This window comes from Burkholderia sp. Bp8992, from assembly GCF_003853705.1.
Taxonomy (GTDB): Bacteria; Pseudomonadota; Gammaproteobacteria; order Burkholderiales; family Burkholderiaceae; genus Burkholderia.
Genome location: NZ_QTQI01000033.1, coordinates 39,925 through 53,628 on the forward strand (window position 1 = coordinate 39,925; position 13,704 = coordinate 53,628).

At 69.9% G+C, this 13,704-nt stretch carries 12 protein-coding genes; 7 read left to right on the forward strand and 5 right to left on the reverse strand.

The genetic code is table 11. The features are described 5' to 3' along the window. The first annotated feature begins 466 nt into the window (after positions 1-466). The 3 genes from DIE03_RS33265 to DIE03_RS33275 all read left to right on the forward strand — a co-directional run bounded on the left by DIE03_RS33265 (position 467) and on the right by DIE03_RS33275 (position 3,346). On the forward strand, positions 467-1,873 hold the full coding sequence (locus DIE03_RS33265; RefSeq protein WP_124456393.1) for a selenium-binding protein SBP56-related protein: 1,407 nt from the start codon (positions 467-469) through the stop codon (positions 1,871-1,873). After that, on the forward strand, positions 1,870-2,535 hold the full coding sequence (locus tag DIE03_RS33270) for a hypothetical protein (RefSeq protein WP_124456394.1): 666 nt from the start codon (positions 1,870-1,872) through the stop codon (positions 2,533-2,535). The genes DIE03_RS33265 and DIE03_RS33270 overlap by 4 nt, the downstream gene beginning before the upstream one ends. A 301-nt stretch (positions 2,536-2,836) precedes the next feature. Continuing rightward, positions 2,837-3,346 carry a flavin reductase family protein gene (locus DIE03_RS33275; protein WP_124456395.1) on the forward strand — a complete coding sequence of 170 codons (510 nt, stop codon included), beginning with the start codon at positions 2,837-2,839 and terminating at the stop codon, positions 3,344-3,346. On the opposite strand, the gene DIE03_RS33280 is transcribed toward DIE03_RS33275, so the two are convergent. Further along, positions 3,333-3,833: an Lrp/AsnC family transcriptional regulator gene (locus DIE03_RS33280; protein WP_006477992.1), complete on the reverse strand. Its 501-nt coding sequence runs from the start codon at positions 3,831-3,833 to the stop codon at positions 3,333-3,335. The two genes, DIE03_RS33275 and DIE03_RS33280, sit on opposite strands and share 14 nt — an antisense overlap. Positions 3,834-3,963: 130 nt before the next feature. Between DIE03_RS33280 and kynB the strand changes: the two genes are divergently transcribed. The 3 genes from kynB (at position 3,964) to kynA (ending at position 6,912) form a co-directional block, all read left to right on the forward strand. Further along, positions 3,964-4,605 carry an arylformamidase gene (kynB, locus tag DIE03_RS33285; protein ID WP_124456396.1) on the forward strand — a complete coding sequence of 214 codons (642 nt, stop codon included), beginning with the start codon at positions 3,964-3,966 and terminating at the stop codon, positions 4,603-4,605. Between the two features lie 27 nt (positions 4,606-4,632). Beyond that, a complete protein-coding gene (gene kynU / locus DIE03_RS33290) occupies positions 4,633-5,886 on the forward strand; it encodes a kynureninase (RefSeq protein WP_409364441.1) in 1,254 nt (417 codons plus the stop codon). 90 nt (positions 5,887-5,976) lie between these two features. Beyond that, complete coding sequence (gene kynA / locus DIE03_RS33295; RefSeq protein WP_124456426.1) at positions 5,977-6,912, forward strand: tryptophan 2,3-dioxygenase; 936 nt, start codon at positions 5,977-5,979, stop codon at positions 6,910-6,912. 20 nt (positions 6,913-6,932) lie between these two features. Here the strand turns inward: kynA and DIE03_RS33300 are convergent, their stop codons facing one another. From DIE03_RS33300 to mdlC, 4 genes are all read right to left on the reverse strand, one after another. Next, positions 6,933-8,330, reverse strand: a complete 1,398-nt coding sequence (locus DIE03_RS33300) for an MFS transporter (RefSeq protein WP_124456397.1) — start codon at positions 8,328-8,330, stop codon at positions 6,933-6,935. A 255-nt stretch (positions 8,331-8,585) separates the two neighbouring features. Next, entirely contained in the window at positions 8,586-9,530 is a 945-nt protein-coding gene (locus DIE03_RS33305; RefSeq protein WP_124456398.1) for a ketopantoate reductase family protein, read from the reverse strand. 14 nt (positions 9,531-9,544) lie between these two features. Further along, positions 9,545-10,996: an aldehyde dehydrogenase family protein gene (locus DIE03_RS33310; RefSeq protein WP_124456399.1), complete on the reverse strand. Its 1,452-nt coding sequence runs from the start codon at positions 10,994-10,996 to the stop codon at positions 9,545-9,547. A 29-nt stretch (positions 10,997-11,025) separates the two neighbouring features. Then, the gene (mdlC, locus tag DIE03_RS33315; protein WP_124456400.1) at positions 11,026-12,633 is read right to left on the reverse strand and encodes a benzoylformate decarboxylase; all 1,608 of its coding nucleotides are present in this window, start codon (positions 12,631-12,633) and stop codon (positions 11,026-11,028) included. Between the two features lie 99 nt (positions 12,634-12,732). Between mdlC and DIE03_RS33320 the strand changes: the two genes are divergently transcribed. After that, positions 12,733-13,644 (forward strand): LysR family transcriptional regulator, encoded by a 912-nt coding sequence (locus tag DIE03_RS33320; RefSeq protein WP_124456401.1) that lies wholly within the window; start codon positions 12,733-12,735, stop codon positions 13,642-13,644. Positions 13,645-13,704: the final 60 nt, after the last annotated feature.

Below are 13,704 nucleotides of genomic sequence, written 5' to 3' on the forward strand. Positions count from 1 at the left end.
AACCTGGCAGATTACGCAGGTGCCGCGCCCGACTTCCCTGCGCGATTCTCGTCTACACTTAGGCACGCGCCAGCGCGGTGGCAAACCCGCCGTCACGCGCGCAGCGTCCGATGCATGCCCGACCCTGATGCAAACATCATCTGCCGGAACATCGCTATGCATGCCTTGACAGAATTCGCCCGCATCACCCGCCCGGCCGCTGCCGCGTCGCGGGGTGCCGCTTCGACTGCTTCATCACGTTGCCGTGCATCCGTCCCGCTCCCCGCGCGGCGATCCGGCCTGTCGCCGTTACCCGAGTTCCCCGCTTTCACGATCTGATGCACGGCGCCGCGCGTGGCACCGACACGCGCGTCCGTGCGTCGATCGCACCCGCCGGCACGCTGCACGCCGCGCGGCCATCCCGACCCGCACGCCCGCAACGAACGGCCGTGCGTTCACGATCCGAACCCATCGAGGAGGCATCACCATGAGCATGCGGCCTGACCCGACGTTTCACGCTTCTCCCGAGCTTGCAATGCAGGCGCCGGCGGAAGAATTCGCCTATACGTTGTTGCTGAGCCCCGATTTTTCCAGACCCGACGCGCTCGCCGTTATCGACGTGAAGCCCGGTTCGCCGACCTACGGGAAAATCGTGCACACGGTGACGATGCCGAACACCGGCGACGAGTTTCACCACTTCGGCTGGAATGCGTGCTCGTCGTCGCTGTCGCCGCTGACCGGCCATGCGTTCCTCGAGCGCCGCTTCCTGATCATCCCCGGCCTGCGCTCGTCGCGCATCTACGTGATCGACACGAAGCCGCACCCGACGCAAGCGCGCATCCACAAGATCATCGAGCCCGACGAAGTCTTCGCGAAGACCGGCTATTCGCGCCCGCACACCGTGCACTGCGGCCCCGAAGGCATCTACGTGAGCACGCTCGGCGGCGCGGGCAAGGACGGCACCGACGGCGCGCCCGGCATCTTCATCATGGATTGCGAGACGTTCGACGTACTCGGCCGCTGGGAGATCGATCGCGGCTCGCAGGACAAGCACTACGACTTCTGGTGGAACCTGCCGCGCGACTACATGGTATCGAGCGAATGGGCGCTGCCGCCGCAATTCGAGAACGGGATCGTCCCCGAGGACCTGCTCGCGAACAAGTACGGGCACCGGCTGCATTTCTGGGACCTGCGCGCGCGGCGCAACGTGCAGACGATCGATCTCGGCGCGCAGCACCAGATGGCACTCGAGGTGCGGCCCGCGCATGACCCCGCGCGCGAATACGGGTTCGTCGGCGTCGTCGTCGATACGACGAATCTCGAAGGCTCGATCTGGACCTGGTGGCGCGAAGGCGGCCAGTTCCATGTGAAGAAGACGGCGACGATCCCGGCCGAGCCGGCCGCGGCCGACGAACTGCCGCCGCTGCTGCAAGGATTCGGCGCGGTGCCGCCGCTCGTGACCGACATCGACCTGTCGCTCGACGACCGCTTCCTGTACGTGTCGTGCTGGGGCACCGGCGAGATGCGCCAGTACGACGTGTCGGATCCGCACAATCCGGTGCTCGCGGGGTCGGTCCGCATCGGCGGCATCGCGCGCCGTGCGCCGCACTCGAACGGCCGCACGTTCGCGGGCGGCCCGCAGATGGTCGAGATCAGCCGCGACGGCCGGCGCGTGTACTGGACCAACTCGCTGTATTCGACGTGGGACGACCAGTTCTATCCGGACGGCGTGCCGGGCGCGCAGGTGCTCGCGCATGCGGGGCCGGACGGCGGGCTGACGCTCGCCGACGACTACTGGGTCGAATTCCCCGACGGCTACCGCGCGCACCAGATCCGGCTCGAAGGCGGCGACTGCTCGACCGACTCGTTCTGCTATCCGTCGGTCAAGCGTTGAGCGCCGGCCTGCACGCGCAGGCCGCCCTGTGGGCGGCCGTGCTCGCGAGCGGCGTCTACCACGGGCTCAATCCCGCGATGGGCTGGCCGCTCGCGGTGTCGAACGCGCTGATGACGCGCCGCGGCACCGCGCTCGTCGCGGCGCTCGGCTATCTCGCGCTCGGCCACGCGCTCGCGGTGTTCGCGGTAATGCTGCCGTTCGGGCTGCTCGCCGCGCTGCTCGCGTGGCAGTCGGCGATCCGGATCGGCGCGAGCGCGCTCGTGATCGGCTTCGGCGCCGTGCTGCTGATCCGGCGCCGGCATCCCCGTGCGCTCGCACGGATCCCGCCGGCGCGGCTCGGCCTGTGGTCGTTCGCGATCGCGATCGCGCACGGCGCGGGGCTGATGCTGGTGCCGATCTACCTCGGGCTGTGCGGGCTCGACCGCGATGCCGGCCACCGTGCGGCCGCCATGCTCGTCGATGCGCATCTCGGGATGGCGCTCGTCGTCGCGGCCGTGCACGCGGCCGCGATGATCGCCGCCGGCGGCGGGCTCGCATGGCTCGTGTACCGCTATCTCGGGCTGAAGTTCGTGTCGCGGAGCTGGTTCAATCTCGACGCGGTGTGGGCATCGAGCCTGATCGTGACGGGCGCGCTGTCGCTCGGACTGGCGGCGTCGCAATAGTGCGGTGGTCGACGGCCGGTGGGATGCGGCGGCGCCAGTCCGAACGGCGGCGCCGCACGAAAACACGACGGAACGGCCACGCCGGCTACCTGCAGCGGCACATCGAGCAACGCGCCGCAGTGTTCGCTACGCCACCCTGCCTCCGCAATGCGCCGTCCGGCCGGGCTCGACGGCCCCGATTCCGCTAAAATCGGGCCATGCGCACCCCTTCCCAATCGACCGCCTTGTCGCCTTTCGTCCGCCGTGCCCGCCCCACCCGCGTCGCGCCGCGCCTGCCCGTCCCGTTCCGGATGGCGGCCCGATGAGCCGCGCCAACCCGCCGGATTTCGACGCGACGGCCTTCCGGCAGGCACTCGGCCAGTTCGCGACGGGCGTGACGGTGATCACGACGCGCGCGCCGTCCGGCCAGCTGATCGGCATCACCGCCAGCTCGTTCAACTCGGTCTCGCTCGATCCGCCGCTCGTGCTGTGGAGCCTCGCGCACAAATCGGCGTCGACGCCCGTGTTCCGCGGCAACAGCCATTACGTGGTGAACGTGCTCGCGGCCTCGCAGCTCGACCTGTGCAAGCGCTTCTCGACCTACAAGGGCGACCGCTTCGAAGGGATCGCGCATGCGGCCGGCAACTCGGGCATGCCCGTGCTCGACGGCGCGCTCGCGTGGTTCGAATGCCACAACCGCAGCCGCTACGATGAAGGCGACCACGTGATCTTCGTCGGCGAAGTCGAACGCTGCGGCGTGCGCGCGGTATCGGACACGGCGCCGCCGCTCGTGTTCCACGGCGGCGGCTTCCACGGCCTCACACCGCTTTGATCGCTCCCGTGCGCGCCAGCCCGACCGGCGCGCCGGCTTCATCCTTCAGCGTCTGCAGCACGATGTTCGACCGGATGTCCATCACGCCCGGCGCCTTGTAGAGCCGGTTCAGCACGAAATCCGAATAGTGCTTGAGGTTATGCGCGAGCACGCGCAGCAGATAGTGGCTCTCGCCCGTCACGACGAACGCGCCGACCACCTCCGGCCATTCGCGCAGCGCTTCCGCGAAGCGCTCGTGCCATTGATTCTCTTCGTTGCGCATCGACACCTGCACGAATGCCTCGAGCTCGAAGCCGAGCTTCTCGCGGCTCAGGCACGCGCGATAGTGCTCGATCACGCCCTGCTCCTCGAGCAGGCGCATGCGGCGCAGGCAGGCGGATGGCGAAAGCGAGATACGTTCCGCCAGGTCGAGATTGCTGATTCTGCCCTCCTCCTGCAATACCGCCAGAATCCGGCAGTCGGTGGCATCGAGCGTGATCGCGTGCATTTTTGGTCCCCGTTTTCCCTCTGAGTCGAATTATCTGCCAATCCGGCGGATTGTCCATGTTTATTTCGCAAGCACTTTCTGCGAGCGTCCACCTATCATTCGAAGGATCGACTCATCGAAACGTCATGCCATGGACACACTCTGGGACATCTCCCCGCCGGTCAGCCCCGCCACCCCCGTGTGGCCGGGCGATACGCCGGTTTCCGTCGAACGCGTGTGGCGGATGGAGGCCGGCTCGCCGGTCAACGTCGCGCGCCTGACGCTGTCGCCGCACACGGGCGCGCACTGCGACGCGCCGCTGCACTACGACGCCGACGGCGCACCGATCGGTGCCGTGCCGCTCGACACCTATCTCGGCCCGTGCCGCGTGATCCATTGCATCGGCGCGTCGCCCGTCGTGCGACCGGCCGATGTGGAAGCCGCGCTCGACGGCGTGCCGCCGCGCGTGCTGCTGCGCACGTATGCGCGCGCCGCGGTCGAACAATGGGACAGCGCTTTCTGCGCGGTCGCGCCCGAGACCGTCGACCTGCTCGCCGCGCATGGCGTGAAGCTGATCGGCATCGATACGCCGTCGCTCGACCCGCAGGAATCGAAGACGATGGATGCGCATCGCCGCGTACGCGCACACCGGATGGCGATCCTCGAAGGCATCGTGCTCGACGACGTGCCGCCCGGCGACTACGAACTGATCGCACTGCCGCTGAAATTCGCGACGCTCGACGCGAGCCCCGTGCGCGCGGTGCTGCGCGCGCTGCCCGCGCAGGCTTCCTGATTACCCAACCTACGACCCCACATCATGATGATCAAGACCCGTGAAGACGCGCTCGCGCTCGACCGCGACGACCCGCTTGCCCCGCTGCGCGACCAGTTCTCGCTGCCCGACGGCGTGATCTACCTCGACGGCAACTCGCTCGGCGCGCAACCGAGCGCATCGGCCGCGCGCGCGCAGCAGGTGATCGGCGCCGAATGGGGCGAAGGCCTGATCCGCAGCTGGAATACGGCCGGCTGGTTCGCGCTGCCGCGCCGGCTCGGCGACAAGCTCGCGACGCTGATCGGCGGCGCGCCCGGCGAGACGGTCGTCACCGACACGATCTCGATCAACCTGTTCAAGCTGCTGTCGGCGATGCTGCGCCACCAGGCCGAGCGCGCGCCGGAGCGCCGCGTGATCGTGTCGGAACGCTCGAACTTCCCGACCGACCTGTATATCGCGCAGGGGCTGATCGAACAGCTCGGCGGCGGCTACGAGCTGCGCCTGATCGACGATCCGGCCGACCTGCCGGCCGCGCTCGGCGCGGACACGGCCGTCGCGATGATCACGCACGTGAACTACCGCACCGGCTACATGCACGACATGCCGGCCGTCACGCAGCTCGTGCACGACGCGGGCGCGCTGATGCTGTGGGATCTCGCGCACTCGGCCGGCGCGGTGCCGGTCGACCTGAACGGCGCGCGCGCGGACGGCGCGGTCGGCTGCACGTACAAGTACCTGAACGGCGGCCCCGGCTCGCCCGCGTTCGTGTGGGTGCCGCAGCGCCATCTCGCACATTTCTCGCAGCCGCTGTCCGGCTGGTGGGGCCACCGCGCACCGTTCGCGATGCAGCCGGCCTTCGCGCCCGATCCGGGCATCGCGCGCTTCCTGTGCGGCACGCAGCCGATCGTGTCGATGTCGATGGTCGAATGCGGGCTCGACGTGTTCCTGCAGACCGACATGCACGCGATCCGCCGCAAGTCGCTCGCGCTGACCGACGCGTTCATCGCGCTTGTCGAAGCACGCTGCGCAGGCTTGTCGCTGAAGCTCGTCACGCCGCGCGCGCATCACCAGCGCGGCTCGCAGGCGAGCTTCGAGCATCCGCACGGCTACGAAGTGATGCAGGCGCTGATCGCGCGCGGCGTGATCGGCGACTACCGCGAGCCGTACGTGCTGCGCTTCGGCTTCACGCCGCTCTATACGCGCTTCGCCGACGTGTGGGATGCCGTCGAGACGCTGCGCGACATCCTCGCCACCGGTGCGTGGAAGGCACCCGAATTCGCCGAACGCGGCGCGGTGACCTGACCGGTTTTGCGCGGCGCGCCGCCGTTGCATGCGGATCGCGCGCCACGCGTTCGTCATTCAAATCTGGAGAAAGTCGTGAATTCTGGTCATATGCAGCCACCCGGCGGCGACGCGCCGGCGGGCTGCCCGTTCTCGGGCGCACGCGCCGCACAACCGGCGCAAGCCGCGCATGAAGCGCCGCACGTGCCGGGCGAAGCCGACACGCAAGCCGGCTGGCACAACGCGCAGCTCGATTTCTCGAAGTCGATGAGCTATGGCGACTACCTGTCGCTGAATTCGATCCTCGACGCACAGCATCCGCTGTCGCCCGATCACAACGAGATGCTGTTCATCATCCAGCATCAGACGAGCGAGCTGTGGATGAAGCTCGCGCTGTTCGAACTGCGCGGCGCGCTCGACGCGGTGCGCACCGACGCGCTGCCGCCCGCGTTCAAGATGCTCGCGCGCGTGTCGCGCATCCTCGAGCAGCTGGTGCAGGCGTGGAACGTGCTGTCGACGATGACGCCGTCCGAATACTCGGCAATGCGGCCGTATCTCGGCCAGTCGTCGGGCTTCCAGTCGTACCAGTATCGCCAGCTCGAATTCCTGCTGGGCAACAAGAACGTCCAGATGCTGCAGCCGCATGCGCATCGGCCCGACATCCTCGAACAGGTGCGCGCGACGCTCGAAGCGCCGTCGTTCTACGACGAAGTCGTGCGCCTGCTCGCGCGGCGCGGATTCCCGATCGCGCCGGAGCGGCTCGATCGCGACTGGACGCAGCCGACGCGGCACGACGAGACGGTCGAAGCCGCGTGGCTCAAGGTGTATCGCCACCCGCAGCAGCACTGGGAGCTGTACGAGATGGCCGAGGAACTCGTCGATCTCGAGGATGCGTTCCGCCAGTGGCGCTTCCGCCACGTGACGACCGTCGAGCGCATCATCGGCTTCAAGCAGGGCACCGGCGGCACGAGCGGCGCGCCGTACCTGCGCAAGATGCTCGACGTCGTGCTGTTCCCCGAGCTCTGGCACGTGCGCACCACGCTGTAACGCACGCCACGCGCCCGCCGTCACGACGACGTGCGGGCCAGTTCCTCCCCTTCGCGCGGCGCCGCCGGCACGCGCGACAGCCGCGGAATGTGCCGCCGCACCCCAAGCAGCGCGACGCATACGACACCCATCGCGACGGCCAGCATTGTCAGGTACGCACCGGCGCCGCCCGTCGTGATCACGATCGCGCCCGCGAACGCGCTGAGGATCGCGCCGAGCCGGCCGAACGCGAGCGCACTCGCGGTGCCCGTCGCGCGCACGGCCGTCGGGTAGATGTACGCGCAGAGCGCATACATCGTCGACTGCACGGCGTTGACGAACAGCCCGTGCAGGCCGAGCCCGACGATCAGCCAGCTCGTATGGCGGCCGGCATCGACCCCCATCAGCCATACCGCGCTCGCCGCGCCGCCGATGCTGCACAGCGCGAGCGGCCAGCGCGACCCCGCATGCGCGATCGCCCATGCGCACAGCAGCGCGCCGATCACGCCGCCAAGGTTGTACGCGGTGAGCCCCGCGCCCGCGACCGACACGCTCAACCCGCTCGCCGCGAGCATCGTCGGCAGCCAGCTGAACGCCGCATACACGGCGAGCAGGCACATGAAGAACGCGCACCACAACGCGATCGTGTCGCGCGCCTGGCCGCTCGCGAACAGCGCGCCGAAGCCGCCGCGCCCGCCGGCCGCGCGTGCGTCCTTGATGTCGGTGAACACGGTGCCCGGCGCGACCGGCCGTTGCATCCGCGCGAGCAGCGCGCCGAGTTCCGGCCAGCGTGCGGGGCGTCGCGCGAGATAACGCGGCGATTCGGGCAACGCGCGCACGAGCACGAAGCCGAGCACGAGCGGCAGCGCGCCGCCCGCGAAGAACAGCCCGCGCCAGCCGTAGCGCGGCAGTACCTCGTGCGCGAACAGGCCGGCCAGCATCCCGCCGAGCGGCACGCAGACGATCGTCGCGGTCACCATCATCGTGCGGCGCCGCGCGGGCGTGTATTCGGCCGTCATCGTCGTGGCCGTCGGCAGCGCGCCGCCGATCCCAAGCCCCGCGAAGAAGCGCAATGTCGCGATCGCCGCGACGTCGGGCGCGAAGCCGATCGCGCAGGTCGCGATCCCGAACAGGAACACGCTGCCGATCACGGCCTGGCGGCGGCCGAAACGATCCGCGACGATCCCCGCGCACGCGCTGCCGATGCCCATCCCGATCAGCCCGGCCGCGACGGCCGGCGCGAACGCGCCGCGCGTGATGCCCCACTCGCGGATCAGCACGGGAATCGCGAAACCGATCAGCTGGCCGTCGAAGCCGTCGAGCACGATCGCAAGCGCGGCAAGCAGCACCACGCAGCGCTGCATCGTCGTGAACGGCCCGTCGTCCAGCGTCGTGCCGATGTCGACCGACGGCGTCGGCAATCCGTCGCGCGTGCTCATGCGGCCTCCCGTGCGCCGCGCGCCGGCGGCAAGGTGCGCGACCGGCGCGCGGCAAGACAACGGCATTCGATGGCTTTCATGGCGTCTCCAGTTGCCCGGGCTGGCGCGCATGCGCGTGCCCGGATCTCTCGCTGCGCGGCCGGCGTCGATGCGCCGGTGCCCTCACGATGTCCCATCCGTGACGATCCGGCGCCATCGGCTACCCGTCGTGCGCGCGTCTCGTCGTGCGGCGCCAGCCGGCCGCCGGCTTGCCGCTCAGTTCACCCTTGCTTCGATCAGCCGGACGAGTGCGAGCAGCGTCTCCGCATGCGGCACCGCGACACCCGCTTCGCGCGCGGCCGCGACGACCTTGCCGCTGATCGCGTCGATTTCGGTGCGGCGGCCCGCCAGCACGTCCTGCAGCATCGACGGGCGATGGCCGCGATGCTCGCGGATCGCATGCTCGACGTTGCGGGCGATGCGTTCGCCGTCGACCGCGATACCCTTCGCGCGGGCGACGGCGGCCGTCTCGGCAGCAATCGCGAGCGCAAGCCGCGGCCCGTCGTGATGATGGCCGAGCTGGTCGACCGTGCAGCCCGTCGCCGCGCACAGCGTGTTGAGTGCCGCGTTGAACGCGACCTTCTCCCAGACCGCGGCCCAGACGTCGGCGTCGAGCGTGCACGCAAGCCCCGCGCGCGACAGCGCATCGGCGACGGCCGAGGCGAACGGGCGCGCCGCGCCGTCGGCCGTCATCATGCGGATCGTGCCCGCGCCGTGCGAGCGCACGTGTGCGGGCCCGGCCGCATCGGCCGGCCACGTCGTCACGCCGACCAGGATGCGCTCGAGCGGCACGAACGCATTGAGCGTCTCGACGTTGCCGAGTCCGTTCTGCAGCGTCAGCACGCAGGTGTGCCGTGACAGCAGCGCACGCACGCCGTCGAGCGCGGCACGCGTGTGCAGCGACTTCGTGAAAACGATCAGCAGGTCGAACGGGGTGTCGGGCGAGGCCAGCGCATCCGCATTGGCCGCTTCCGGCCGCACGGCCTGCAATGCGCGGATGCGCCGCTCGCCGCGCGCGTCGTCGATACGCAGCCCGTCGCGGCGGATCGCGTCGAGATGCGCGTCGTTCACGTCGATCAGCGTGACGGCTTCGCCGCTTTCGGCGAGCCGCCCGCCGAACAGCGAGCCCATCGCGCCCGCTCCCAGAATCGCGATCCTCATCGTCGATGCCCTCGTCAGAACGGGTAGTGGCGCGGCGCGGTCTGCACGGTGATCCAGCGCAGGTCCGTGAATGCCGCAATGCCGGCCTTGCCGCCGAAGTGGCCGAAGCCGCTGTCCTTCACGCCGCCGAACGGCATCTGCGCCTCGTCGTGCACGGTCGGGCCGTTCACGTGGCAGATGCCCGATTCGATACGTGCGGCGACGCGCAGCGCCCGGGCGACGTCACGGCTGAACACGGCCGACGACAACCCGAACGCGTTGTCGTTTGCGCAGCGGATCGCGGCTGCTTCGCCATCGACGCGCACGATACCCTTCACCGGGCCGAACGATTCTTCCGCATAGATGCGCATCGCCGGCGTCACATGGTCGAGCAGCGTCGCGGGAAACAGCGTCGTATCGGCCTTGCCGCCGCACAGCAGCGTCGCGCCGTGCGCGAGCGCATCGTCGATCAGCGCGTTGCAGCGCTCGACGGCTTTCATGTCGATCAGCGAACCGAGCACGACGGGCCCGTTGCGCGGGTCGCCGAGCGGCAGCGACGCAGCCTTGTCGGCGAGCTTCGCGGCGAACGCATCGGCGATCGCCGCGTCGACGACGATGCGCTCGGTCGACATGCAGATCTGCCCGGAATTCGCGAATGCGCCGAACGCGGCCGCTGCGACCGCCGCGTCGAGATCGGCATCGTCGAGCACGACGAACGGCGCCTTGCCGCCGAGCTCCAGCACCGACGGTTTCAGGTGGCGCGCGCAGGCTTCGGCGACGATCCGGCCGACCCGCGTCGAGCCCGTGAAATTCACGCGGCGCACGGCCGGATGCGCGATCAGCGCATCGACGACGGCGCCCGCCTCCTCCGGCGCGTTCGTCACGAAGTTGACGACACCCGGCGGCAGCCCGGCTTCCTGCAATGCCTCGACGATCAGCCCGTGCGTGACGGGACACAGCTCCGAGCCCTTCAGCACGACCGTGTTGCCGCACGCGAGCGGCAGCGCGAGCGCGCGGGTCGCGAGGATCACCGGCGCATTCCACGGCGCGATGCCGAGCACGACGCCGGCCGGCTGCCGCACGCCCATCGCGAGCGAGCCCGGCACGTCGGACGGAATCAGCTCGCCGCCGACCTGCGTGGTGAGCGACGCGGCCTCGACGAGCCCGCTCGCGGCAAGCTGCACGTTGAAACCGGCCCACAGCGCGGACGCGCCCGTCTCGGCCGCCATCGCGGCGACGAACTGTTCGTGCTTCGCTTCGAGCGCCGCGGCCGCCTTCAGCAGCAACGCGCGACGCGCACCGGGGCCGAGCGCGGCCCAGTCGGGAAACGCGCGGGCGGCCGCATCGGCCGCCGCACGCGCATCGTCGACAGTACACGCGGGCGCTTCGGACGCGACTTCGCCATCGAGCGGGTTGTGGCGCACGAAGGTCGCGCCGCTGGAAGAATGTCGGCGTTGGCCGCCGATCAGCATCGATACGGTTTGCATGAATTCTCCGGAAAGACGCGCGCGGCGCGTCAGGCAATCTCGACGTCGACGACGACCGGCGTCGCCGCACGCAGCGCGTCGGTCAGCGTATCGCGCAACTGCGCCGCATCGGCGACGCGCACGCCGCGGCAGCCCATCCCTTGCGCGAGCGCGACGAAATCCAGGTCCGGCAGATCGGTGCCCTGCACGGCATCGTCCGGGCCGAAGCCGAACACGGGCGCGAAATCCTGCAGCGCCGCATAGCGGCGATTGTTCAGGATCACGAACGTGATCGGCAGCTTCAGCTGCGCGGCGCTCCACAGCGCCTGGATCGAATACAGGCTCGAGCCGTCGCCGATCAGCCCGATCACGCGCCGCTCCGGGTGCGCGAACGCGACGCCGACGGCGGCCGGCATGCCGTAGCCGAGCCCGCCGCTGTCCATCGTGTAGAACGTGCCGCTGCGCGTGAACGGCAAATGCGCCTGCATCACCGGCCGCGCGCTCGGCGCCTCTTCGACAACGATATCGTGCGCGTCGCGCACGTCGGCAAGCGTCTGCAGCGCGAATGCGACCGACATGCGCTCGCCCGCAGCGGGCGCGTCGACGCGCACTCGCGGCGCCCGCGGCGCGGGCATCGGCCGCTCGGGCGGCGCCGGGCGCGCCAGCAGGTCGCGTGCGGCGAGCCGCAGGTTACCGACGACCGCGTCGCCCGACGGCGTCCACGCGGCGACGCCCGGATCGTCGACGAGTTGCACGAGCGACGCGCCCGGCGGCACGTGCGGGCCGAAACCCTCGATGTGATAGGTGAACGCGGGCGCGCCGAACGCAAACACGAGGTCGTGCCCGTCGAGCCGCGCGACGATCTTCTCGCGGATCGCGGGCAGGAAGCCGGCGAACAGCGGATGGTCCTCGGGGAAGCTGCAGCGCCCCGACATCGGCGCGACGAACACGCGCGCACGGTGCCGCTCGGCGAGCCGCACGACGTCATCCCACGCACCGGCGCGATCGACGGCCGCACCGACCACGAATGCGGGGTGCCGCGCGGCGTCGAGCGTGTCGCCGAGACGCGCAAGCGCGTCCGGATCGGGCCGCACGACGCTGCTGACGTCGCGGCGCGGCAGCAGGTCGGCCGGCTGATCCCAGTCGTCGACCGGGATCGACACGAACACCGGGCCGCGCGGTTCCTGCATCGCGATGCGGTACGCGCGAGCAATGGCAGCCGGCACGTCCTGCGCGCGAGCGGGCTCGATGCTCCACTTCACGTACGGCTTCGGCAGTTCGGCGGCCTGCGTCGCGCCGAGGAACGGGTCGAACGGCAGGATCGCGCGCGCCTGCTGGCCCGCGGTCACGATCAGCGGCGTGCGGTTCTTGAATGCGGTGAAGAGATTGCCCATCGCATTGCCGACGCCCGCCGCCGAATGCAGGTTGACGACCGCCGCATTGCCGGTGGCCTGCGCATGGCCGTCGGCCATCCCGACCACGACGGCTTCATGCAGACCGAGCACGTAGCGGAAATCGTCCGGGAAGTCGCGGAACATCGGCAGCTCGGTCGAGCCGGGATTGCCGAACACGCGGTCGATGCCGAACTGGCGAAGCAGATCGATCACCGCATCGCGAACGGTGACCGATGCGGCGGAAGGGGGCGGATGGCCGGACATGCTCGGGTGTCTCCTCGATGGCTTGGCGGTTTCCACAGTATCGAAGTGCAAGCCATTCTCGGATACTGTATTTTTTGCGATAAGTCATTACACAACGGCATGAGTTTCGATCTCCGGCAATTGCGCGCCTTCACGACGATCGTCGCGTGCGGCAGCCTCGGCCGCGCGGCCGACGCGCTGCATGTGACGCAACCGGCACTGAGCCGGATCCTGAAGCGGCTCGAGGATCAGGTCGGCGCGCCGCTGTTCGAGCGCCACTCGAAGGGCGTGCAGCTCACCGCGTTCGGCGAGGCGCTGCTGCCGCATGCGACGCTGCTGCAGCACGAGGCCGAGCACGCGCGCGAGGAGCTCGACGCGATGCGCGGGTTCGCGAAGGGTACGATCAAGGTCGGCGCGGTGGGCAGCATCGCGAGCCTCGTGCTGCCGGTCGCGGTCGGCCGCGTGCTCGACCGCTGGCCGAACCTGCGCGTCGAGATCATCGAAGGCGTGTGGGACCGGCTCGCGGAAGGGCTGAACAAGCACGAGATCGATCTCGCGCTGTCCGCGCACGGGCCCGACACCGACGAGATCGTCGCGATTCCCGAGTGCCGCTGGGAGGATCGCAGCCATATCGTTGCGGCGCCGCACCATCCGCTGCGCACGCTCGGCCGCGCGCCGACGCTCGCCGACACGCTGCACGCGCGCTGGGCGATTCCGCCGCGCGGCACCGCACCGTTCGACCACATGCGGGCGACCTTCGACGCGCACGGGCTCGCGCTGCCCGACATCGCGGTCGAGACGCGCTCGGTGACGACGCTGAAAAGCCTCGTCGCGCATGCCGGCTTCCTGAGCTGGATGGCCGAGCCGATGTACGGCGCCGAGCAGCGCGCCGGCACGATCGACACGCTGCCCGTGCGCGAGGTCGTCGCGGTGCGCACGCTCACCGCGTTCCGGCGCCGCCACGGGATCCTGCCGGGGCCGGCCGGCAAGCTGCTCGACGAACTCGTCGCGCTCACCCGCGAAGGGCGCTGACGCCCTGTTCCTTCCGCACCGCCGCACCCGCGCTGCCGCCGCAGCGCACCATCGAAATAC